The organism is Spirosoma endbachense (genome assembly GCF_010233585.1).
Classification (GTDB): Bacteria; Bacteroidota; Bacteroidia; order Cytophagales; family Spirosomataceae; genus Spirosoma; species Spirosoma endbachense.
The window spans coordinates 2821335-2844247 of the sequence record NZ_CP045997.1 but is presented as its reverse complement, the minus strand read 5'-3'; the positions used below and the strand labels follow the sequence as shown (position 1 = coordinate 2844247).

General features: G+C 47.4%; 18 protein-coding genes. 9 read left to right on the top strand and 9 right to left on the bottom strand.

Annotation, left to right across the window (positions count from 1 at the left end):
* Positions 1-128 precede the first annotated feature (128 nt).
* From GJR95_RS11265 to GJR95_RS11245, 5 genes are all read left to right on the top strand, one after another.
* Positions 129-1745 carry a sensor histidine kinase gene (locus GJR95_RS11265; RefSeq protein ID WP_162385954.1) on the top strand — a complete coding sequence of 539 codons (1617 nt, stop codon included), beginning with the start codon at positions 129-131 and terminating at the stop codon, positions 1743-1745.
* Entirely contained in the window at positions 1723-2826 is a 1104-nt protein-coding gene (locus GJR95_RS11260; RefSeq protein WP_162385953.1) for a response regulator, read from the top strand. The genes GJR95_RS11265 and GJR95_RS11260 overlap by 23 nt, the downstream gene beginning before the upstream one ends.
* A 277-nt stretch (positions 2827-3103) precedes the next feature.
* On the top strand, positions 3104-4117 hold the full coding sequence (gene adhP / locus GJR95_RS11255; protein ID WP_232541153.1) for an alcohol dehydrogenase AdhP: 1014 nt from the start codon (positions 3104-3106) through the stop codon (positions 4115-4117).
* A 90-nt stretch (positions 4118-4207) separates the two neighbouring features.
* On the top strand, positions 4208-4621 hold the full coding sequence (locus GJR95_RS11250) for a hypothetical protein (protein ID WP_162385952.1): 414 nt from the start codon (positions 4208-4210) through the stop codon (positions 4619-4621).
* A gap of 4 nt (positions 4622-4625) precedes the next feature.
* Complete coding sequence (locus tag GJR95_RS11245; RefSeq protein WP_162385951.1) at positions 4626-5618, top strand: 2-hydroxyacid dehydrogenase; 993 nt, start codon at positions 4626-4628, stop codon at positions 5616-5618.
* Positions 5619-5963: 345 nt separating this feature from the next.
* Here GJR95_RS11245 and GJR95_RS11240 read toward each other — a convergent pair whose 3' ends face one another.
* Positions 5964-8744, bottom strand: a complete 2781-nt coding sequence (locus GJR95_RS11240) for an FG-GAP-like repeat-containing protein (RefSeq protein ID WP_162385950.1) — start codon at positions 8742-8744, stop codon at positions 5964-5966.
* A 534-nt stretch (positions 8745-9278) separates the two neighbouring features.
* On the opposite strand from GJR95_RS11240, the gene GJR95_RS11235 reads away from it, so the two are divergent.
* Positions 9279-11576 carry a tetratricopeptide repeat-containing sensor histidine kinase gene (locus GJR95_RS11235; RefSeq protein WP_162385949.1) on the top strand — a complete coding sequence of 766 codons (2298 nt, stop codon included), beginning with the start codon at positions 9279-9281 and terminating at the stop codon, positions 11574-11576.
* 109 nt (positions 11577-11685) lie between these two features.
* On the opposite strand, the gene GJR95_RS11230 is transcribed toward GJR95_RS11235, so the two are convergent.
* From GJR95_RS11230 to GJR95_RS11200, 7 genes are all read right to left on the bottom strand, one after another.
* A complete protein-coding gene (locus tag GJR95_RS11230; protein WP_162385948.1) occupies positions 11686-13170 on the bottom strand; it encodes a carboxypeptidase-like regulatory domain-containing protein in 1485 nt (494 codons plus the stop codon).
* Between the two features lie 68 nt (positions 13171-13238).
* Positions 13239-14633 carry a CsgG/HfaB family protein gene (locus GJR95_RS11225; RefSeq protein ID WP_162385947.1) on the bottom strand — a complete coding sequence of 465 codons (1395 nt, stop codon included), beginning with the start codon at positions 14631-14633 and terminating at the stop codon, positions 13239-13241.
* A 52-nt stretch (positions 14634-14685) separates the two neighbouring features.
* Complete coding sequence (locus GJR95_RS11220; protein WP_162385946.1) at positions 14686-15105, bottom strand: curli production assembly/transport component CsgF; 420 nt, start codon at positions 15103-15105, stop codon at positions 14686-14688.
* 97 nt (positions 15106-15202) lie between these two features.
* Positions 15203-15721 (bottom strand): CsgE family curli-type amyloid fiber assembly protein, encoded by a 519-nt coding sequence (locus GJR95_RS11215; RefSeq protein WP_162385945.1) that lies wholly within the window; start codon positions 15719-15721, stop codon positions 15203-15205.
* Between the two features lie 21 nt (positions 15722-15742).
* Complete coding sequence (locus GJR95_RS11210; protein WP_162385944.1) at positions 15743-16219, bottom strand: hypothetical protein; 477 nt, start codon at positions 16217-16219, stop codon at positions 15743-15745.
* Between the two features lie 98 nt (positions 16220-16317).
* A complete protein-coding gene (locus GJR95_RS11205) occupies positions 16318-17253 on the bottom strand; it encodes a hypothetical protein (RefSeq protein WP_162385943.1) in 936 nt (311 codons plus the stop codon).
* Positions 17254-17305: 52 nt separating this feature from the next.
* Positions 17306-17704, bottom strand: coding sequence for a hypothetical protein (locus tag GJR95_RS11200; protein ID WP_162385942.1), 399 nt, complete (start codon positions 17702-17704; stop codon positions 17306-17308).
* Between the two features lie 444 nt (positions 17705-18148).
* Between GJR95_RS11200 and GJR95_RS11195 the strand changes: the two genes are divergently transcribed.
* From GJR95_RS11195 to GJR95_RS11185, 3 genes are all read left to right on the top strand, one after another.
* Positions 18149-18952: a LytR/AlgR family response regulator transcription factor gene (locus tag GJR95_RS11195; RefSeq protein ID WP_162385941.1), complete on the top strand. Its 804-nt coding sequence runs from the start codon at positions 18149-18151 to the stop codon at positions 18950-18952.
* A 281-nt stretch (positions 18953-19233) separates the two neighbouring features.
* Entirely contained in the window at positions 19234-20343 is a 1110-nt protein-coding gene (locus GJR95_RS11190; RefSeq protein WP_162391666.1) for a mechanosensitive ion channel family protein, read from the top strand.
* 22 nt (positions 20344-20365) lie between these two features.
* Positions 20366-21007 (top strand): response regulator, encoded by a 642-nt coding sequence (locus GJR95_RS11185; RefSeq protein ID WP_162385940.1) that lies wholly within the window; start codon positions 20366-20368, stop codon positions 21005-21007.
* On the opposite strand, the gene GJR95_RS11180 is transcribed toward GJR95_RS11185, so the two are convergent.
* Positions 20986-22905 (bottom strand): sensor histidine kinase, encoded by a 1920-nt coding sequence (locus tag GJR95_RS11180; protein WP_162385939.1) that lies wholly within the window; start codon positions 22903-22905, stop codon positions 20986-20988. The two genes, GJR95_RS11185 and GJR95_RS11180, sit on opposite strands and share 22 nt — an antisense overlap.
* Positions 22906-22913 lie beyond the last annotated feature (8 nt).

The following is a 22913-nucleotide window of genomic DNA, read 5'->3' as shown; positions in this document are numbered from 1 at the left end:
CTGACGAGTAGAACTATATGATACCGGTCAAAAAAAAGGCTGATTTTCGACAGATTTGCTTTAAACTCATGTTAGCTTAGTGCAAATCTCCATTTAGGTACGGCTCATAACCCAAGCCATTTTTATTTATGCTTTCAAACCAGCCCACAAATACCCTCATCGACCTGCTTTTTGAACAGAGCGACGATTTTATTGGCGTATACGATACCGAAAATGAACGGTTTATACGGATCAATCAGGTGGGCGTTCGTATGCTGGGATTTCTTTCGGAACAGACGTTGCTGGATGACCCCATCTGGTCTAAATCGTTGCTGATTGCTCCGCAGACGGATGAGCAGCGGGTTAATTTAATTCATGAAGTTAAACAGGCGGGTCATTATGAGCAGGAGACCGAACAGAGTAGTCAGGATGGTACACGATTCTGGGGGCGGCTGGTTATTATGCCCGTTACTGACGAGCATAACGCTTATTTTTTGGTACGACTGACCAACCAGAGACGGCTCCATCAGGCCGAGCAGGAACTAATCCAGAGCGTTCAGCGCTACGAAGCCGTATTTACCCACGCCACTATTGGCATCATCGTTTCTGACCAGCGGGGCAGGATCGTGTCGGTCAATAAACTGGCCAGGAAGCTGTTTGGCTACCCCGATGATGAACTTCTGGGGCAGCCAATAGAGGTGCTCGTGCCGACCGATGTGAGCCAGTATCATGAGCGTCTCCGGCAGTCGTTTGCCGATAATCCACAAGTCAGAGCGATGGGGCATAATCGCGATCTGCATGCGCGCCGGAAGGATGGTTCGGTGTTTCCGGTTGAAATTAGCCTTAGCTATTTTCGGCTGGATAATGAACTCTATGCCGTTGCCTACATCATTGACATTACCTTAAAAAAAGAAGCGGAACGGGAACTGCTGGCCCATCGCGACCGCATCGAACGGCTCAACGTTGAGCTGGAACAGAAAGTGGCAGAACGCACTCATGCGCTCATGAATACGCTCGAACAACTCCAGCAGTCGAAAGATGAACTCGACAAAGCATTGACAGCTGAGCGCGAACTGGGCGAACTGAAATCACGCTTTGTATCGATGGCCTCACACGAATTTCGTACGCCACTGACAACCATCCTCACCTCGGCAACCCTGATTGAAAAATACGCCGACAACGATCAACAGGATAAACGCCAGAAACACCTGCAACGTATCCGGTCGTCGGTTAATCACCTCAACGATATTCTGGAAGAGTTTTTGTCGGTTGGCAGGCTCGAAGAGGGTAAAATTGAGGCCAGGCCAGTGGCCGTCGACCTGTCAAAACTTATTCAGGACGTTATGGGCGAGATGCAGGGTATGCTCAAACCCGGACAGACAATTCAACCCGATATTGACTGCCCGGATCGGGTCTGGCTTGATCCGTCGCTACTCAGAAAGGTGATCGTAAATCTGCTTTCCAACGCCATTAAGTATTCCGATGCGGGATCGATTGTTACCGTGCGGGGCGAATGCGCCGATACGCTGATAACATTAACCATAACGGATCAGGGTATTGGTATTTCGCCAGACGATCAGGAACACTTATTCGAACGCTTCTTCCGGGCTAAAAATGCGGCCAATAAACCTGGTACTGGCCTTGGCCTGCACATCGTAGCCCGATACATCGACCTGATGGGAGGCACCGTCTCTCTCCGGAGCGAATTGAACATCGGAACAATCGTAACCTTAACATTACCGTATGAAAACGATCCTGCTGATTGAGGATAACGACGCCATCCGTGAAAATACCGCCGAAATTCTCGAATTAACCGGCTATACTGTACACACGGCTGAAAATGGGAAAGCAGGTGTAGAGAAAGCCTTAGCTTCCAGGCCTGATCTGGTCATTTGTGACATCATGATGCCCGTACTTGATGGGTATGGTGTGTTGCATATTTTTAATAAAAACCCGAATCTGTCCGGTATTCCGTTTATTTTCCTGACGGCCAAAACCGAGCGAACCGACTTCCGGAAAGGCATGGAGCTGGGTGCCGACGATTATCTGACAAAACCCTTTGATGAATCAGAATTGCTCAGCGCTATTGAAGGGCGACTCAACCGGTTCCAGCATGTTGGGCCACAGTATCAGGAATCGGAAGACGATCGCTCTGTAACCAACGATTCGGCGGAATTTTTAGACCAGGCACGACAGTCGGGAAGTCTGGAAAGTTTATTAACGGGTCGTAAGGTTCACTCGGTACGAAAAAAGCAGTATATCTACACGGAAGGCGACGACCCGACCCGGCTATATTTCCTGAAATCAGGTAAAATCAAGACTGTCCGGAGCAATGCTGATGGCAAGGAACTGATTACTGGATTCTATAATCCTGGCGAATTTTTTGGCTATCTGGCCTTACTTGAAAATGTAGACTATACGGATTCTGCCGTCGTGCTGGAAGATTCAGAACTAGTTTATATTCCCAATGAGGAATTTAAGCAATTGTTGCTGGCCAATAATGAAGTGAGCCAGCAGTTCATTCAGTTACTGGCTGGGCGAGTCAGTGAAAAGGAGAAACAACTGGTAGCCATGGCTTATAGCTCATTGCGTCGACGGGTGGCCGATGCACTACTGCGACTTTATGAAAAACATGCCGCTGACCCGACAAGTCGGGCCGAGTCATTGGACCGTGATCCACAAAGCTTGATTCAACTCTCGCGGGATGACCTGGCATCGGTAGTTGGTACAGCGACCGAGTCATTGATTCGCACACTGAGTGAGTTCAAGCAGGATGGGTTGATTGAACTGGTCGGGTCGGGTATTCGCGTGTTGCAACCCGATAAGTTGCGCCGGGCCAACTGGTAGTGTTGACCCGTTGCTCAAACGAGCCATCAGATTTAGATAAAATTACGGATTTATAAAAGACCCGTTTTCCGTTGATAGTTTGAGTGCTTACGATAAAGCCCGGCCACGATTATGAAGTGGCCGGGCTTTATCGTAAGCACTATCTGGTTCGTTGTGCTGGCATTTGAACTATGATGAGCGTCTGTAAAGAGAGTGATAATTCTCATAGCCAATGGTTCTGCGTATCCCTAGGTTTGTGTCATCACTTACCTACTACTCCGATATGATTCCGTCAACAATGAAAGCCGCAGTTCTCCATGCGTATGGTCAGCCATTACAGATTGAACAGCTACCTGTACCCGCTGTAGGCCCAGGTCAATTATTGATTAAAGTGGCCGCCTGTGGTGTTTGTCATACCGATTTACACGCAATCGATGGCGACTGGCCCGTTAAAGCTACCTTACCATTAGTGCCGGGTCACGAGGGCGTTGGCACAGTCGTAGCGATTGGGGCAGGCGTAACAAACATTCGCGAAGGGGATCGGGTAGGCGTACCCTGGCTCTATTCTGCCTGTGGCCACTGCGAATACTGCTATACGGGCTGGGAAACCTTGTGCCATTCTCAACAGAATACGGGCTATTCGGTACAGGGAAGTTATGCCGACTATGTTCTGGCCGATGCTAATTATGTTGGGAAGATCCCGGATTCGCTGTCGTTTCTCGACGCTGCGCCCATTTTGTGTGCTGGTGTAACCGTTTATAAAGGTCTTAAAGAAACGGAAGTTCGTCCCGGCGAATGGGTCGTTATTTCAGGGATCGGTGGACTGGGTCATCTGGCCGTTCAGTATGCAAAAGCAATGGGAATGCACGTTGTGGCCGTCGACATTAGCGATGATAAACTGCAATTAGCCAAAGCCGTAGGCGCTGATCTGGTTATCAATGCCGCAGAGGAAGACGCCGTGGCTATTGTCCATGATCAAATTGACGGAGCGCAGGGTGTGTTGGTGACCGCCGTTTCGCGATCTGCTTTCGCGCAGGGCGTAGCGATGTTACGCCGACATGGTACGCTGGCATTGGTTGGCTTACCCCCCGGCGACTTCGATTTGAACATATTCGACGTAACCCTGAATCGCAAAACGATTAGAGGGTCAATCGTTGGAACGCGCCAGGATTTGGTCGAGAGTCTGGCATTGGCGGCTGAAGGTAAAGTGAAAGTACACTATCATACCGAGCGTCTGGATGCCATTAATAAGGTGCTAAATGACTTGAAGGCAGGTCGGGTAGATGGGCGGGTTGTGCTCGATATGCAATGATGATTATCAGGTCGATGCCTAAGCCCGCTCATAGAATATAGCCATTGGGTAAACTAGTTTTGAACGGTCAAGTATTTCCAGATAGCCGCCATGAAAACCGCTTTTTTTTCTACAGATTGCTCGGTCGACTCAGCTCTTGTCCTGCGTCGTTGGCTGGAATCTAATCCAGATAAAGCACTCTATCTGACGGTCGTGCATCCGTATGACATCGCGGAATGTGCTGTGCTCAACAAGGAGACGTTTCGGGCGGCTAAACAGCAGGCCGAATCCCGACTCGAACATTGGCTGGATATGCTGCCACAACTGAGCAGGCTAAAAGCAGAGACACTTTTTTCATCTCCTCAACTGGCGATCAAAATGCACGTACTGTTACGGTCGTACGATTACCTGCTCATGAACGAACAAACGCTCACCTGGCCGACCGATACTGAAATCTTCCTGAGTCAGACGACGGCAAAATTATGCTGGCTGACGACGTACGACTCCTCTAACCAAATTGCCTAACGCTATGAAAATCGCCTTTTTTAGCTGCCATTCCTACGAACAACCGTTTCTGGAAGCGGCCAATAATGACCGACATCAACTGACGTTTTTCCACGAGACGCTCACGCCCGAAACAGCTCATCTCGCAACGGGTTATCAGGCTATATGTGTATTTGTAAACGACGACCTCAGCCGGCCCACGCTTGAGATTCTCATGCGAAACGGTGTTCAGTTAGCCGCACTGCGCTGCACGGGCTACAATCAGGTCGATATACCGGCGGCTCAGGAGTTCGGCATTCGTATTCTACGCGTACCCACCTATTCGCCCCACGCCGTTGCTGAGCATGCGGTTGCGCTACTAATGGCACTGAACAGAAAGACTCATATTGCCTATCAACGTACTAAAAAGAACAACTTTACGCTCGATGGCTTAATGGGATTTGATCTCTATGGTAAGCGGATCGGAATAATTGGGACTGGCAGGATTGGTATGGCTTTCGCCCGGATCATGCTCGGTTTCGGGTGTCGCGTACTGGCGTATGATAAGGTACGCTCGGCGTTATTACAGCAGCTTGGCGTCGAATACCTACCCTTGAACGAATTGCTGTCGGAAGCCGATATCATCTCGCTGCACTGCCCGCTCACCCCCGAAACCTATCATCTGATTGATGCTGCGGCCTTGTCGCATATGAAACGGGGGGCGTATTTGGTCAATACTAGTCGGGGGAGTTTGCTGGATACGCCCGCCGTGCTAATGGCACTACAAACGGGTCAACTGGGCGCATTGGGCATGGATGTATACGAACTGGAGGATGATTACTTTTTCAGTGACTGGTCTGCAACCCCTTTGCCAGATGCCGATCTGGATGCGCTAACGCATGCTCCAAATGTGCTCGTAACGTCGCACCAGGGCTTTTTTACTCGTGAAGCCATGCAGCAGATCGCCCATACAACGCTCAACAACCTGACGTATCTGGAGCATATGCGTTTGCCAGAGGATGCGATCGTGGTTGGTTAACGAAAATGATCTGGTGCTGAGAATACACATTGCCAATAGCCTGCCGACACTAGCTGGAAGGGTATTGGCATTTTTTTTACCAGGAGGTGGCACATATCAATACTTCTGCTTGTGGTCCTACCAGTTTTATTACCTATCGGGCAATGTTTTTCGGTGCATCGTTGACTCAATTAAGCACGACCCGACCGAGTGGGATTAAGTAAGAAACAGGCTAACCAGATCCGCAAAATCAAGGGCTTAAATCTACTTGATAGCGTATTTCAGGTGATTACCTATTACGATAATTGACAACAAAAAGCCCGAACCGTTTAGGTTCGGGCCTGATGACTTAATTCAATCAATTAACTAGGGTTTGACCAACTTGACCTGCTGATGCTCTTTCTCAGTATGGACCTGTAACATCAGTAAACCCCTGCCGTAGCCTAATGGTACGCTCACGCGATCTGAAGTACCCGCTTCCTGAATACTCTGATGGTGCAGCTGTTTCCCTTGCAGGTCCAGCAGTTCTATTTGTACCGCCTGCCCTGATACGCCACTGATCTCAACGTCAATGGATTTACCAGAAACAGGGTTTCCTAATACACGTACCTGTAGCTTTTTGCCCGATTCAACCACACCAATTCGGCTTGATATGGAGCAGACATTCAGCCAGTTATACGCATACGTTGTCGATATACTCCCCTGTTTAGCACTTAGCGTAATAGTCGGATTATCGGTGTATAAATCCAGTGTATACGGTCCAGGATTAGTCGTAGGCGCTTTTTCGCTAACGACCGAAAAGCTAATTGGCTCTCCAGTGACACCAGCGTACTGTGGATTAAAGGTAACCCGACGTGAAGAAGCGCTTATGTACTCGCAGTTTATAGTTGAAACGCCCGTAATGGTGAACTCAGACGTTTCAGACCCAGACGTCACTGTTAACTGGAAACTGGCATTGGCCGAGAGCCCGCCTGGATCAGTAGCTGTGATGGATACTGGCGAAGTACCTGAACTGGTAGGCGTACCACTTATGACACTGCCAGACAGGTTTAAGCCGGCAGGCAGACCCTGTGCCGCAAACGTGAGCGACTGCAGATCAGGGTCAGAGAAGTAGTTTTTGAGGTCCAGCTGATAGGGCTGTCCCAGCAAAATAGTCTGATCGGCAATGCCCGAAGTGGTCGGAGGGTTGTTTGGCGTACTGCCCGATTGGCAGGCTGCCCACCATTCATAGCGGAAGTTGGTTTCATTATTAAATTGCTGCGAAGCTACCAGAGTGATCGCTGGATTATCCGTATACAAACGGATCGTATAAGGTGGAGGATCGCTCGTTACCAGCTTTTCGTTAACGACAGAGAACGAAATGGGTTTCGAATTCTGACCGGTGTACTGTGGTGCGAAAGTGACATAATATCCACCTTTAACTGCGTCGAACAGTTCGCAGTTAAGCGTGTTGACCGTAGTAATAGCAAAGGTTCCACCCTGAATGCTCAACGTCACTGCATTGGAAGCTGAACTCGTACAGCCATTCTGCGTACATGTAGCCGTTAGCGTATAGTTGCCCGGCTGGCTAAACGTGTATATTGATCCATTCGCTGTTCCTGTACCACCCAGCGGCTGCCAGTTGATGGTTCCTCCAGAGCAACCCGAAGCCGTAACAGAAATAGGCTCGTTGGTTGTCGATAGCGTACTGGCCGCCAGGGTGGGAGGGGCCAGAGAGCAGGAAACGCTGAGCGAGAAGGCATTTGACGTCACGCTGTTGCAGGGGCTGGTTGCCACCAGTACATACGACCCTGCATCGGCTGGGGTGACACTGTTCAGGGTAAGCGTCGGTGTGTTTTGATTGGGTGCCGGTTGACCATTGCGGTACCACTGGACATTGGTAATGGGTCCGCTCACTAAAACAGGAACGACAACATTGGTACCCACCGCGACATTGGAAGTACTTGCTGGCTGCTGAGTGATGGCAGCCTTCTGAACAACCAGGTTAAAGGCATCACTGAATAAAGTACCTCCTCCACTTGATATCTGGGCATAGTACACTCCGGCATCTGAAGCCTGAACATTATACAACTGGAGAGTAGCCGATGTCTGACCATAAATCGGTGCATCCGTAGTCTGTGCATGCCGATACCACTGGTAATATACCGCCCCATCGCCATCTGCCTGTACCGTCGTACTGACTGAGCTACCGACGCAGGTGACTACATTAGTAGGCGTAGGCTGCTGAGTGACCTGAAGTACATTTTTTATGTACGACGCAGAGCCTGAGTATTGGCCTCCTACAGCATCTAAATCGCCGTCTTTATCCAGATCGCCTAACTCTAATTGAGAACCAAACCCTAGATCAATACCATCAAACGGATTGGCTTCACCGACTATCTGAACAAAACGAGGGGCTGAAGGTGTGCCAATGTTGCGGTAATACAAGATAGGAACCCCAGATAGAGCCACATCCAGATCGCCATCGCCATCCATATCACCCACAACTGGATTGGCGTAATTACCACTTCTGACAATGCCATAAAATGGGCTGTCGCAACCCGTGATCTCCTGAAAGTTGGCAGCTGACGAGGAGCCTACATTGCGCAGGTAATGGATTGCCACGCTGGTAATAACCACCATATCCAGATCGCCATCGGCATCAAAATCAGCCAGGCTTACATATGCATAACCTTCGTTGGGATAACTGACATCGTTAAACAGCGCCGACACACGGGCACCAGTGTTTCGTTTGGCAGCAGTAACAGTGCGAGCCGATGATTGAGCAAAGATCGGATTGGTCTTTGTGCCGTTATTGATATAAGGTGTAATGATGCCGTCCAGGCCACCCGTTACGGCATCCAGATCACCATCGCCATCCAAATCACCAAAAGAAAATTTGAGGTTTTGGATAGAACTTCCACTAGGTGGGGGTAATGGACTGATAGCGCTAGTAAAGACAGTTTGTTCACTTTGAGGAGGAGCCCCTGTGTTCGTGTAATATTGAATCGTTCCGTCAAAATTCGTTATAATCAGATCCAGATCGCCATCACCATCCAAATCGGCTAACGAGGGAGACGAACCCGGCCCCGTATTATTAACAGGAGCAAATGGATCACCTGATATTTGTCTGACGAATCCCTGTCCCTGGACTGTTAAGGTCAGCATAGACCAATAGAGGAGGAGAACCCCACCTAAACAGGCAAGCCTGACTCTGGGTAAAAAAAAGTTCATAAAAAAGTGTGTTTTAGTTATTTATAAAAGAGGGCAATGTAATTTGTATACTACTTATTAGGGGGTTTAAGTAAAATCGGGTATTTTGTAACTACATTATCCATCAGCCATTAAATTAGCAATATGCCCTAAATAATGCGCTTTGGGGTTCGTTAATGCCTAAAAGTATCTTACGTGTAACTAATAGGTAGAGTCTGACGGGTATTCACTTATCGGCAATAAACATGAAATATGGGACATTTGTTATAGACATTAATGAATATATTCCTGTATTGCCTATTGCCTGTTTTTTTAATACAACAATACCCATAAAACTGAATTTTACCTATTAACTTGCCTAGTAGTGAATCCTTTAAAAGTACCTACTTCGCTTGTCTATTCCCAATGCTGATTGAAAAACCACTAAAGATCTTATTTAACGATTCTTTAGTGAATAGTCGTTTGCAGCCTCTGTTAATCTCAAATTACATGAAACCGTTTTTTACAATATCCTTATTTTTGATTAGTCTTCAATTTGTCGGGGCGCAAACGCCCAAATTAGACAGCTTGAACCGGCTTATCAGCCAGGCACCTACCGATACCGCGCGAATAAATCTGATTAATAAAAAAGCTGCCTTATTGACGGATATCAACCTAGATTCGGCCATAAGTTTAAGCCAGAAGAATATTAGTGATGCGAAACGAATTAAATACAAACAGGGGGAAGCAACAGCCAGATTACGTTTAGCCCATTGCTTTAATTTTAAGGGAAATTATACGGCCGTTAAAGAAAACCTGAAGTTAGCCGAATCGCTGTATGGTTCCCTGAAGGATTCCGCTTATCTGCTTAAAGTTTATAATGCCTATGGCACAATGTATGGCATGCAAAGCAAATACGACAGCGCCATTACATTTTTTGAAAAGGGTATTGCTATCGCTGAACGGAATGGCTACAAGGCAAATTTGGGGAATACCTATTTGAACGTTGGCATCGCCTATGATATGCTGTCGAATCGGCCGCAGGCATTACGGTTTCAACAAAAGGCACTGACCCTTGCCGAATCGGAAAATAACCTCCGTGATCAGGCATTTTGCCTGGTCAATATGGCCAACCTTTACAAGGGAATGGATGACTTGAAAGGCGCTGAACAACGATATCATAAAGCCTTAAAACTGGCCAGACAAGAAGGCGTAAAGAGCATAGAACTCTATTCATACACGAACCTGGCCAGTATCTATACCGGCCAGCATGCCAACCAGAAAGCCTATGAGTTTGCAATGAAAGCAGCCATTTTGGGCAAAGAAATGGGTGATGATGGCATTCAGGCTTCCAGTTTATCGTTGGGCGCTACCAATCTGGCTGAACAAAAAAAGTTTACTGAGGCCGAAAAGCTGAACAAACAGGCAATGGCCATTGCCGATGCTTCCCAGCAACCACTCAATATCCATCAGACCTATTCGACGATGGGGACGATTCTGAAAATGCAGGGCAAGTATGCCGAAGCTATTCCTTATTATGAAAAAAGCTTCGCCGTCCTGAAGGATGCCGATATTTATGATTCTCAGACGGGCGAAATTTATGCCGAGTTATCGGCCTGTTACGAAAAAACGGGCAACTATAACAAAGCCTTAGCCACTTATAAGACAGCTGCTGCTATCACTGATTCGGTTCGGGGTAAAGAAAATATTCGGAAAGCTACCGAACTGACGATGAACTACGAATTCGATAAAAAACAGCAGGCAGTCGAGGCCGAACAACAAAAACAGAATGCCATTGCTAAGGCCCGTCAATTGGCTCTGCTGGCTGGCCTGGCGCTAACACTCTTATTGGCGGGGGTTTCTTTCTATGCCTACCGCACCAAGAAAAAAGCCAACACGCTGCTGGAATCACAGAAACTTCAGCTTCAGAACCAGAAGAACCAGCTTGAACAACAGAAGGAACAACTGCAAAAGACCCTGACTGAACTTCGCCAGACACAACGTCAACTAGTGCAGGCTGAAAAGATGGCAACGATGGGTAAATTGACCAAAGGTATTGTCGACCGTATTCTCAACCCGCTTAATTATATCAACAACTTCGCACTGGCTGCCAAAGAGCTTCTCAATGAACTGGTAACGGTGACCCAAAAGTATCAAACCAACTACTCCCAGAATGATCTGGAAGATCTGGAAGATTCGGGGGCTATGCTGAATCAGAATCTGGAAAAGATCAATGAGCACGGCAGCAGTACTGCCCGGATTTTGCAGGATATGCAGAAACTGCTCAAAGAGCGATCATCTGATATGGCTGTTGTTGAAATTAACTCGTTTCTGGAACACAAGATTAATGATTCGCTGAAAATAGCCCTGAAAAGTAATGCTAGCTCACTACCGATAAATCTAGACTTTTCGCTGGCCCCTCAGCCACTGGAGGTAAATCTGCTACCCCATGAGTTTACACAGGTACTGGTTAGTCTGATCGACAATTCCTGTTATTCGCTGATGGAAAAGAGCCGTCGGGCCACTGGGTTTGCCGCTAAAATCGATGTGCAAACGCAACAGATCGATGATCATGTACAAATTCAGGTACGAGACAACGGCAGGGGCATTCCTGCTAAGGAATTGAGTCAGCTTTTCAGCCCCTTTTTTACAACCAAACCAACGGCAAAAGGAACCGGACTCGGTTTGTTCATGAGCAGAGATGTGGTAGAACACTTGCAGGGTCAGATGACAATTGACTCTGTGGAAGGCGAATATACAGTTGTTACAATTCTGTTGCCTCTCACCACCGCCGATAGCCTGGTATAAGCAGAGGCACTCAACGAACCAAGGGATACTAACACCTATAAAAGCAATTCGTTAGTATCCCCTGGTTTCAGTTTATTCCAGCCAGCAATGCGCTTACAACAAGCTGTGATTATTGCCGCCAGCAGGCCATTTGAGCCTGATTAACAACCAGGTTGCGGCTTATTCCGCTGAGATCCATCACATAAGCCCCCCGCTGGTTTTCATTGGCGTTATCGACATTTGTAAAAATAATTTTAGCCCCATTCAGCGAAAAACGCGGGTCGATATCGTTTGTCCCGGCTGGCTTGCCACTGCCCGACAGATCGGTAATAACTCCCGTTTGCAGTGTAAGTAGTTGAATATGAGCATTTAGTTGCCGACCCTGTTCATTCTGGAACTGACTAATATCATAGCTGTATAGCAGTTGTTTGCCATCAATTGAAAAAACAGGATTGCTAATCCGACCTTTCGGGGCAATCAGAAGAGTAACCGAATCGACCTTCGAACTTATCAGGACAAGGTTATTGTCATAGACATCACTGCTCGATGATCGGGCTACAATCAGATTGCCCTGTTCGGCCCAATCACAGCCTGAAAAAAATTGACCCGACGCTAATTTCGAAACGATGCGAAGGCCGGTGCCATTCGTTTGGATCGCATACAGTTTGTTATTGCTCGGATAGAGTAACTGAGTACCATCCGGTGACCAGCAAAATGACAGATCTGTCGGTATAATACCAGCCAATGGAATACTGGTAATCTGGCGTAAATTACTTCCGTCTCTGTTCATGATAAACAGATGCAGATCCGTTTTCATGTTCGAGATGAAGGCTATCTCCCGCTTGTTAGGGCTAGCGACTGGTCGCCAGTTACTGCCTTGTGTGGTCAATTGAATCTCTTCTCCTGTACCCGTAGAGGTGAAAAGCTGTAACCGTCCATTTACTGGCTTCACATAAACATACGGGAACTCTGGAAAAGGCCTGGTTCGAAACGTAGAAATATCGCCCTTTACAGCATTAAAACCATCTTTAACCGTCACCTGCCAGTAATAAACTGCGTTATAAGCCAGGTTTTTCACCTGAAGCGAATCCGCTTTCTGATCCAGTGATTGCAACACGGGCTCAGCCACCCCATCCTGAAATACCATAACATCATACGTAAGCGAGTCCTTATCGGGATCCGTGGCCTTCCAGCGTAATGTTAACGATGTTTTAAGGGTATCGGAGCCAGACTTGGGAGTAATGACGGTGGGTGTTGTCGACGGCTTGTTCTGGCTCTTGTCGTCGCGTAGCAACAGGGTTACGGCGGTCAACTGCTGGTCGCCAACCTCAATAGCCGCAAATTCGTTGAGAAACCCCGTTAACATAGCCTGTAAAGTGTACTTGCCTGTCAGTACGCTATCGAACCGGAAATAGCCTAACGAATCAGTGTCCAGACTACGGCTGGTTGGGCTAAGTCTGACTAATACGTGAGCGGCTGGTTTTCGGGTACTACTAAACAAGACCTGCCCACGGATGGAACTATAGGTACTTGGCTCAATAAACAAATCCTCATTACAACTCCAGGTTGTTAATAGAACTACCCCTACCAGTATACGCAAAACCAGGTTATTCATAAATAGATAAGATTGAAGGATGGTGTGGTATGAAACCAATGGATGACTTGACTGTAGGCTGATCGTTTTCAGGGACGACCAAAATGGCCTAGAACCAGAACTAACCCGGCATTGGCCCGAACATAATAATCGTTACGGGTACCAGCCGCAAGGCCGTCCAGCACGTCTGTAAAAGGTTGATGATATTCCAGTGTGCCGCGCAGTCCCAATGTTCCTGACAAACGGTATTCGAGACCTCCACCTCCACTAAGGGTGAAATATCGCTGGTTGGCTGGCTCCAGCATTATACCCGGTTTTCGGATCGTATAGCCAGCACCGGCATAAAACAACGGTGTGAATCGCTGATTAGGCAAGGCTCTAAATAAAATATTGCCCGTAAACTCGTTGACATCTATCGACAGAAAACGCTTGGTTGCCAGTGTGCCCGTCGAGGCATTTGCCTGAATAGCCAGATAGGGCGTCAGATAGACTTCCAGCGAAGCACCATAGCCGATTTTATTGAGTGGCGAGGAATAATCACCCTGATAGCGCCAGGCTGAACCGTAGGGCTGGACAATGATTCTTGGAACGGCCATCTGTTCACGGGCGCCGTATACATCGGTCTGAACCATCTCGGATCGTTCTTCCTCGTAGGCGTTCACCATGTTTTTGGTTCGCGCAGCCGATCGGGGCGATGAGGTCCATAAACTGTCGCGAATTCCTTCAAGAACCATTGAATGAACCGCTTTCTCGATGGCTTCTGTAACTGCTAAGTGTGCTGGTTCGGTCGTAGTAAAACCCGTTTCTGCTTCGAGCAATCGCTTAAAATTGACGAACCGGAACACGCCCCCGTCTACAGACTGCGACAGAATCGTTTTGGATGTGTAAATCGTTTTAAGAATTTTTCCGGTTTTGGTTGCCACAGCCCGCAGATAAACGGTAACCCGGTCCTGCCGATATTGTGTAGATCCGCCCGTACCAAAATAACGCAGGCCAGCACCTCCCGTAATTGTGTTTGCATCATAAGACACGACCCCGCCCTCCATAATAAGCCCGGCAAACAGCAAGGGAGGCAGGCTATTGTCTTCGTTTTTAAATTGCGCCATGCTCGACCGGATAATTTTCCGTTCGTTCAGCAGGTTGCTCACATTCTCCCGTTCGACCGGAACAAACCAATTGCTTTCTTCCAGGGCTTTCATCAGAATGTTGGTTGCTCCCTGTGTAACGGCGGTTGAGAAGTTGGAGCCGGTTTCGGTCAGTTTATACTGGCCTGTCAGGTCGCGGAATTTATAGACCGCTGCGTAGATTTTTTCATTCGGTTCGGGAAGTGTCCGTAACGAACCTGTTACGGGAGTTTCTTCCCCTAGTCGGGCCGGGCGGATACCTTTGGGCTGGTGCATATAAGCACTACAGCCACTCAAAAGCCAGCAACAGGCCACTGGAGCCAGCCCGTAGGCTGCCCATTTTAGTAAGTTAGTAAACATGGGAAAGGTCGGTTTAGAGCAAAATAGAACTACTCAACATGGCTATTACCTATTAAAAATAGGGTACCGTAATCGTCGTTTGCCCGCCTTTACCATCCGTAATCTGGATATTTATGCCGTCAGTGCCGTTGGCTACGATCACCTGTAAGTCGCCGAACTGGAACGTTCCTTCCTTCAACCCCTGTTCACCAAACTGACTCGTAAACAGGTTGCGTGATAACTGACTAAGTAGTTGGTTCTGAAGCGTCTGGGAGAAGCTTGTTAGTGCGCTATTCTGTGTGCTCGACGAGGTCGTCGCTTTAGGTGTCGATGGGTCCTTGAGCTTATCCTGTGCCTGCGCCGAACTAAGCATCCATGCATAATTGAACGTATTGCCCCCAAACGATGGATTGTTGGGATGATAAACAAATGATTGTGCCTGCCCTGCCAGACTTAGCAGGAGCAAAAAACAAATAGGTAATGACCGTACCATGAGATGAAGTTCCAGTTAAATGTGGTGTGAATTGTATGCCTACTAAAGCCGGTTTCGACCGGGCGAATATTCATTGGCCGGATGTTGCCAATGTTCCTTATTTTATGCCCGTACCGCGCTGGTCTTCGTCGCCAAGCTGATTGGTTACCGTTTGTATCGTGGCAAAATAGCCCCGAACAATCTCTACGGCATAGGTAGCATATTCGTCGATGACTTCGCGCCGGGAAGGAACAAATTGCTGCCAGAGTAACTCGTTGTCAACGCTGACCGAAATGATATTCGCCAGTGAATTGCCGGCCGAAGGCAATTCTTCTATCGTTACGACAAACTCGCTCAGATTGAAAACCGCCGATGCGTTCGAATTCGCAACGGTTGAATCGGTGAATACATTTGCCGCTAAACTAAGTGGTAAACTGCTCCACTGCTGGTAGAAAGATTCATAAAAATCCCGGCCAATTTTTGTTCGGGTAATATCCAGGACAATACTGGAAGGGCCATTTTCGTCCATCATTCCCTCAACGAGCGAATCTTCGACCATGATTTCAGCAAACTCATCCACAGAACTCTGGGCATGGGCCGAAACCGTCAACAGCCTCAGGGCTATCCACAGTATCATCAGATACAGTCGCACGGCGGATCAGAAATGATTATTGGTCAGAATCACTTTCATGCCACCCGTTTGCTCGATTCGCATGGGCACACCAACAGACAGGCTGCCTTCCCGGATCAGTTGATTGCCGTCACCCCGCTGAATGAGCTGGACGTCGACATTGTTTGATCGCACGTCAGGCATGGTCAGCACGTTTTGATTGCCAATCTGATCGACGGTATAGTGATTGCCGTTGCCGATCAGGTTTAATTCGAGCTGATTCTGATTACCTGTTTGTCGCAACAGCATCGCGTTGGCACTTCCCTGACTGCTGGTTAGTAGCTTATTCCCTGTACCGGCCTGGTCGATGAGTACGGTTGACCCTGCGGTTACGTTTCCCGACACTATGGCCTGTTGCACAAGCGTGTTTGTTCCGGTGCCTGTCTGTTTCCAGAACGCGTCTGACTGAGCCGACGCGCTCAGCGCAATAATACCTAAGCAAAAAGTCAGTAGATGCCGTATCATAGCTTTTGAATGAACTGTGAGGGTGGATATAAGTCTGAAAGAGCATAGAAAACTCAGACTGCTGCCTATGGCGACAGCCTGAGTTGCACCCGTATGAATTAGTTGCTCTGCCGAACAAACCCTAGATTAGAGTTACCATTCTGGTTGATGTACAGCGTTTGACCATTGCCCGTCTGTAGCGATTCCAGACGGTTATTCGCTCCATCCTGACGCGCATTAATGCCATCAAACCCTCTGACGAGGTGGTCTGATCCATACTGATTTATATCGGCGTAGTTATTTGGACCAAAAGCCTGTACCAGTCTGATGGTATTTCTAACCCCATCCTGATAGGTCTTGGCCTGGTTCAAATCGCCTTCCTGCCGAACATACGCGTAATTGCGATCATACCAGGTAGGTGAACCCTGCTGGTCGATGCGTAGTTTATTGCGACTTCCGTATTGCTCACCGATGGCTTCGTTCCAGTTATTATTCTGGTAAATTTCGCCCGTGTTCGCATCGCCGATCTGCGTAAGTCTCGCCAGGTTATCATTACCCCTTTGCCGAATAAATGAGTTGGTAATGTCAAACCCCACGATCTGATCCGACTGATAGTCCAGAAAAATCCGGTTGCGATTACCTTCCTGCAGGAACTCCGCTTTTGCCGCTGTTCCATCTACGCTTATCTGGCTGGAAGAGATGTAGTTACTCCGTCCAAATTGCCGCGAGAAGGCCGATGAATTCGCCTTTTCCTGTTTAAAATAAGCCCAGTTGATTTGATCTCCGCGTTGGAATGAATTAACCTCATGGCCGTGCCCGTTTTGTCTGGACTCGGCAAATTGGTCATAACCCTCCTGAGCTAACGTTGATTTATTGAACGACGAACTAGTACCGTTACCGTTCTGATAAATGTATGCATCGTGTAGCTGACCAGTCTGGTACACTTTGCCATCATTATAGAGACCGGCCTGATTCAGGAAGGCTTCATTATACTGAGCAAAACTTGTTGCGGCAACAACCAGTAAGGTTGCTCCTGTCAATAGTATTTTTTTCATTGTGAATAGAAAATAATAAGTGAAACATAAAACTAGATAGAAGCGTGCGTAATCACCGGCGTTGACGCCGTTTGGAAGTGCGGGGCTGGTGGTTGACCGGCTTCTGGCCAGGAAGCAGCGTCACCGTATTGTTGTCCGTTCCTGACGGTTGGTTAATAATCGCCGAGGATTGACCCTCCTGCGACAGTTCGACCAAGTTTGGGCCGTCACTGCGCTGATTGATCGTCGTTTGGGTGTTTGTATCCACCCGTAGGCTAATTCGGTTCCCGGTTTGCCCACTGCTGCTCGAATCGGTACTGTTTTGATTGATAATGACGCTGTTACCACTACCCGATTGCGAAACCATGGCGTGGTTGCCCGGAGAACCCTGTTGACTAATGGATATATGGTTCTGGGCAGTTGAGGCTAATGCAGATAGCATAGCCAGGCTGGAGAGAGCTAGTTTTTTCATACCGGAAGATCACTAATGGTGTATAGGATAGCGTCAACTAAGGTTCACGACCCGCTAACCAACAGAAACAATGACTCATCAAGCCATTCAAAAAATCGTACTGCTTACGGCCATCGAACAAGAATTTACTTGTCTGTTTGGCAGATTGCGGCTGGATGAGTTACTGTTTAACTGGGTCAGTAGGGTTACCCTGATGACGAAACAAAGGTGAAAGGTAAAAGAACGTCGTGCTTGAAAAGGGTAGTAAACGACCTGTTTTGGTTATTAAACAGCTTTTTTTTGTACGTAAGCAGTATACCGTACGGCTAATAAAATGGCTTTTTGTTACCGCAAAATAAAACGTGTATAAGGAAGAATTGACTTTTTCCTTTACGACGCCCTATTTTACCTCTCGTCCTTCAATAGGGCAAATGCTTGATTATCAAAAGCATAAACTATCACACCATGAAAAATAATAAACGTAAAGTGCTGCTCATCAGCCACGATACCTCGTCGACCGCTTATCTGGCGCAGGTTTTGGAGAAATCAGGAAGTTATGCTGTCAAAACCGCCACAACAGGTCGAGCGGCAGTAGGTATTCACAAACAAACAGCCATTGATCTGGCATTTTGTGACGTTGAGTTAAAAGGGAACTGGAGTAGTGCTGAAACAGTACGTCAACTCAGGCTCCTAAATCCGCTTGCCATCATTTACCTGACAGATCCGGCCTCCGAGCAATTACCGCCACCAGCCCAAACTAATCCTGCAAATCCGGTAACCTACCTGCACAAGCCAGTAAGTTTTGATGAACTATTTCAGACAATTGATGCGGTAGTTGGCTCATTAAATGATAAAAGTGTTGCTAAGTTGCCTACGGAAAGGCTGGAGGAGGTTGAACTGGAGGATAGAAGTGAACTAAAAAAACACAAACTTGGGCGTGAAGCAATCTTTATGATTGACGATAACATATTCATAAAATATAATTATCAATTTGTCAAAGTAGCCCTCAATGACATTATTCTACTGGAAGCCAATAACATGTACGTTACACTAATTACAACCAATCGGAAGTTTGTTCTCCGGCTAACGCTAAGCTCTTTATTGGAGCGACTCAATCTGGAGACTTTAGTTCGCGTACATCGATCCTTTGCTATAAATATTCAAAAAGTCGACTTATTCACTGAACATGAGGTCATTATAGGCCAGCATAGAGTACCCTTAGGTCGGCACTTCAGGCGGCAGTTCATTGATCACTTTCAATTTCGATAAACTAATGAACCCATAACCCTTGCTAAACCAACAAAACTGCCAGCCCGATTGAAGAGACACAACGACCGTATGAGTATAGCCAAAGTCAGTTAGTAATCTGCCAAAGTTTATTAACTCCACCCCATCATGCACTATTTGGTCCGCTGAGAACTGAAACTGAGTCAGCGCATACGATATTAGAAGATTAAATGCCCCGGATAAGGCCCACTTAGATCATGGCCCTTATTTTTGTGACCGTGATTACAAATTTTTGTAAATCATCTAAATCGGGGCAGGAGGTCATGCAGCAACAAGTAGAGTCATGGATACGAGCTATAGTCCGTTGGTTCGGGTATGTCCCGAACCGGGATCTATCGGGTTGGGTTTTGCTGACAACGGCTGTCGTTTTGGGGCTGGCAGTTGATCTTGTCGTCACTCAGCTCATCCGATTTATTGTTCGACGTCGTGCTTTTCAAACACTGGATTTTCTCAAAACCCATGTGCGTTGGGCATTCTGGGCGTTTGTACCCTCTTTGTTTTTTCTGCTGGCTACCAACATTCAGCCAGAGCGTTTTTTGCGTCGGCATCCGATTGCCGATAAAACGGCGGAGGTTTTATTTCTGATTACGGCAACCTGGCTAAGTATTACGTTGCTGAAAGTTGGGGAGTTAATCGTCATTCGACAGTACGACACAACGAAAGATGTTAACCTCTCGCAGCGAAAGTTTGTAACGCAGGTGCGGTTTGCAAGGCGTCTGGTCGCCATTGGGATCATTATAGTGGGTGTGTCATTAATATTGATTTCATTTCAGGGAAGCCGAAAAGTGGGGCTCAGTGTGCTGACTTCGGCGGGGGTTGTATCGGTCGTAATCGGTTTCGCAGCTCAAAAAACACTGGCTAACTTGCTGGCTGGGATTCAGATTGCCTTCAATCAGCAAATACGATTAGACGATGCCGTAGTTGTCGAAAAGGAGTGGGGACGTATTGAGGAAATCAACCTCACCAGTGTCATCGTTCGGCTTTGGGATCGCCGTCGGTTAATTTTACCGATTACGTACTTTGTCGAAACGCCGTTCGAAAACTGGACCCGCTCCGACGCGTCTATTATTGGTGCCATTTTTCTGTATCTGGATTACAACGTACCCGTCGATAAAATCCGCGAAAAAGCCCGTGAAATAGCTGAAAATGACCCACTCTGGACGGGCGAAAGTTTTGCTGTTCAGGTTACCGACACAACGCCGACCTGTATTCAGGTGCGCGTATTGGCTTCTGCTCCTGATGCTCCTTCTGCGTTTGATCTACGCTGTCACCTGCGTGAACAACTGATCGCTTTCATTCGTGATGAATACCCGCAAAGTCTTCCGCAAACGCGCCTGATGCTGGCCGAAGAATTACGGCCCAAAGAAGTATAGCCACCCTAACTCCACTTAGCTTATGCCTATCCGAATTGTTGTGGCAGATGACCATCCGGTGGTTCTCGATGGGATCAGACTGATGCTTAACAGCATCGAAGGCTATGAATTGGTTGGTGTTGCTACCTCACTGAAAGAAATCATATCGGTTTGTACCAGTATGCTGCCAGCCGTATTGATCCTTGATTTGAACGTGGAGGGAAAAAATAGTCTGGATTTAGTCCCAGAGTTATATCATCGTCATCCCGGTCTGAAAATCATTATATTCTCGGCCTATCAATCGACAGGTCTGGTTAAAAAAGCGTTGGAAACTGGAGTTCACGCGTATCTGTTAAAAGATGCGTCGAAAAGTGAATGGGTGGAGGCACTGAAGGCTGTCGAAGAAGGAAGAACATACCTGAGCAAGTATCTGAAAGCTACCGTTACTCCCGTATTTGAGGTGGTACCCGATATGGTTGATTTCATACAGATTGCCGGGCTGTCGGAGCAGGAGAAAAAAATTATCCGGTTAACTGCGGCAGGATTATCAGAACAGGAACTGGCTGACGAACTCTTTATCAGCAAGCATACAGTTCATACACACAAGAAAAATATCTTTAAAAAACTCCACCTGCACACAAACGCCGATTTAGTGAAGTTTGCCTATAGGAACAACCTGGTTTGAGCTGGAATTTCGACAGTATGCTGCATTCCTTTGGTTAGGCGGGACACCGTAAACCGGCCATTGAGCACCTGCACGCGGGCGGTGATATTCTGCAGCCCGATCCCCCGGCTGGCCTCCTTAAAATCATAGCCTATTCCATTGTCGGATACAGACAGAATAAGTATATGCTCTAGCTGATTAAGTTGTATAGTAACTTCCTGGGCATGTGCATACCGGGTGATATTGTTCAGTAATTCCAGCGTAATCTGATAGACCATTTGAGTCACCAATGGCTGAATGTTTTCGGGATGGTTTACATCCTGATCAAACAATACGATCAGGCCAGGATGACTATTCTGTACATCCTGAATAAGTTCTTCCAGTGCGCCCATCAACCCATATCGTTCCAGTAAGACAGGCGATAGCGCATGGGAAAACTGTCGGACGTCCTGCCCTACGTTGCCCAGTGCTTCCACCAACTGTTCGGCTTCCACCTGGTGACCATTTAAGTTTTCGGCCAATAGCGAAAGCCGTAGCCGGATGTTAGCCAGAGCCAGGCTAATACCATCGTGGAGCTCCTGAGAAAGCCGCTTACGTTCTATAATCTGCCCTTCGAGGAGTTGAATGGCGTTATGCTGGCGCTGTTCGGCTAGCTCAGTTGAGATCTGGGCATTTTCGATGTAAATATTTTTAAATCGATTGGCAAGCAGCATCGACAAAATAACGGTATCGAAGGCATTGGCAACCAGTGGCAGATTGTGCGTAATGTAATTGTCGGGCAGATAGCCAGCGTGTACCAGTAAGATAGATGATCCTGATAAGAGGATCATCATATAGCCGATTGACACCCAGAGCCCTTCGGGTTTTCGGTTTGTTCGATACACGAACAAGCCAATAAATACGACCGATGAAAGGCATATAGTAGCCAGAATATGCATCACAATCATTAAACGCAGCAAGCCTTCACCACTGTAATATACGGGGTTATACCAGTAGTTTTTGACCAGTCCGAGCGCAGGATTGTGTGACCAGAACAGGATGAGCACCAGGGCCAATAGGCCAAGCAGCACTTGCGTGTATCGATGTAAAAACGGGTGCGTTTTCCTCAGGAGGAAGAAGTTCTCGATAAAAAGTAACGAGGATACATAAATCAGCATCGCGGAGGTTGGTCGGGCCGCACTGGTCCACCAGGTAGCCGAGGGCCAGAGAAATGCAAAGCCAAATCCGGTATGAGCCGTCAGAAAAAGCCAGGTCCAGACGGTATAGAAAAAGTAGTAAAGCGTGAGCCGAAGCCGAAAAAAAAACAACGTCAATAAGCTAACGACGCAGTATAACCCGCCAATGCCCAGCATAAGGCCCACAAATAAATACAATTTGTAGGTGTTTGTCGAAAAGTAGTTCTTATCCCATAATCGGAGCGGAATCTGAACCTGTTCACCATGCTTGTCGACCCACAAATAGCCAGTGAGTGTTTGCTGGGGGCCAACCGTGATCGGGAATAAAAAATGAGGATGCTGGATAGGGCGTTGGCGAAATGGAAAATGATCACCCGTCAGTAAACTGGTTTGCCAGCGTCCCTGAGCCACTGTAAAGAGCCGAAGTTTGTTTATGTGCGGATTTTCTACCTCCAGCAGTAATTCTTTCGGGGTAGAATCAGAGTTGAACAGCCTGAATCGTACCCAGTAATAGCTATTTGAGAATCCCGGATTAATTGATGTTCCATGATAAGGCTGGAAGGGTTGATTAACAACTTCCCGAAGTGTCAATCGTTTCGTCGAATCTTCCAGTAGTTGTACCTGGTCGCTCAGCACGACTTCCTGAAAACGTGCCCCCACCGCTACGGGTGTTTGCGCGTTGATTGGTGAGGATGTGATAGTCAGGACTATACATCCAATCCAGTGCCAAAAGAGCCGTTTCATTGGTTTAG

Excerpts from the sequence above, each read along its gene's own strand:
- GJR95_RS11210 (WP_162385944.1), bottom strand. The coding sequence starts at position 16,219 with ATGATACGGCATCTACTGACTTTTTGCTTAGGTATTATTGCGCTGAGC.
- GJR95_RS11190 (WP_162391666.1), top strand. The coding sequence starts at position 19,234 with ATGCAGCAACAAGTAGAGTCATGGATACGAGCTATAGTCCGTTGGTTC.
- GJR95_RS11215 (WP_162385945.1), bottom strand. The coding sequence starts at position 15,721 with ATGATACTGTGGATAGCCCTGAGGCTGTTGACGGTTTCGGCCCATGCC.
- GJR95_RS11245 (WP_162385951.1), top strand. The coding sequence starts at position 4,626 with ATGAAAATCGCCTTTTTTAGCTGCCATTCCTACGAACAACCGTTTCTG.
- GJR95_RS11200 (WP_162385942.1), bottom strand. The coding sequence starts at position 17,704 with ATGAAAAAACTAGCTCTCTCCAGCCTGGCTATGCTATCTGCATTAGCC.
- GJR95_RS11260 (WP_162385953.1), top strand. The coding sequence starts at position 1,723 with ATGAAAACGATCCTGCTGATTGAGGATAACGACGCCATCCGTGAAAAT.
- GJR95_RS11180 (WP_162385939.1), bottom strand. The coding sequence starts at position 22,905 with ATGAAACGGCTCTTTTGGCACTGGATTGGATGTATAGTCCTGACTATC.
- GJR95_RS11250 (WP_162385952.1), top strand. The coding sequence starts at position 4,208 with ATGAAAACCGCTTTTTTTTCTACAGATTGCTCGGTCGACTCAGCTCTT.
- GJR95_RS11240 (WP_162385950.1), bottom strand. The coding sequence starts at position 8,744 with ATGCTGACCTTAACAGTCCAGGGACAGGGATTCGTCAGACAAATATCA.
- GJR95_RS11230 (WP_162385948.1), bottom strand. The coding sequence starts at position 13,170 with ATGAATAACCTGGTTTTGCGTATACTGGTAGGGGTAGTTCTATTAACA.
- GJR95_RS11220 (WP_162385946.1), bottom strand. The coding sequence starts at position 15,105 with ATGGTACGGTCATTACCTATTTGTTTTTTGCTCCTGCTAAGTCTGGCA.
- GJR95_RS11235 (WP_162385949.1), top strand. The coding sequence starts at position 9,279 with ATGAAACCGTTTTTTACAATATCCTTATTTTTGATTAGTCTTCAATTT.
- adhP (WP_232541153.1), top strand. The coding sequence starts at position 3,104 with ATGAAAGCCGCAGTTCTCCATGCGTATGGTCAGCCATTACAGATTGAA.
- GJR95_RS11185 (WP_162385940.1), top strand. The coding sequence starts at position 20,366 with ATGCCTATCCGAATTGTTGTGGCAGATGACCATCCGGTGGTTCTCGAT.
- GJR95_RS11225 (WP_162385947.1), bottom strand. The coding sequence starts at position 14,633 with ATGTTTACTAACTTACTAAAATGGGCAGCCTACGGGCTGGCTCCAGTG.
- GJR95_RS11265 (WP_162385954.1), top strand. The coding sequence starts at position 129 with ATGCTTTCAAACCAGCCCACAAATACCCTCATCGACCTGCTTTTTGAA.
- GJR95_RS11195 (WP_162385941.1), top strand. The coding sequence starts at position 18,149 with ATGAAAAATAATAAACGTAAAGTGCTGCTCATCAGCCACGATACCTCG.
- GJR95_RS11205 (WP_162385943.1), bottom strand. The coding sequence starts at position 17,253 with ATGAAAAAAATACTATTGACAGGAGCAACCTTACTGGTTGTTGCCGCA.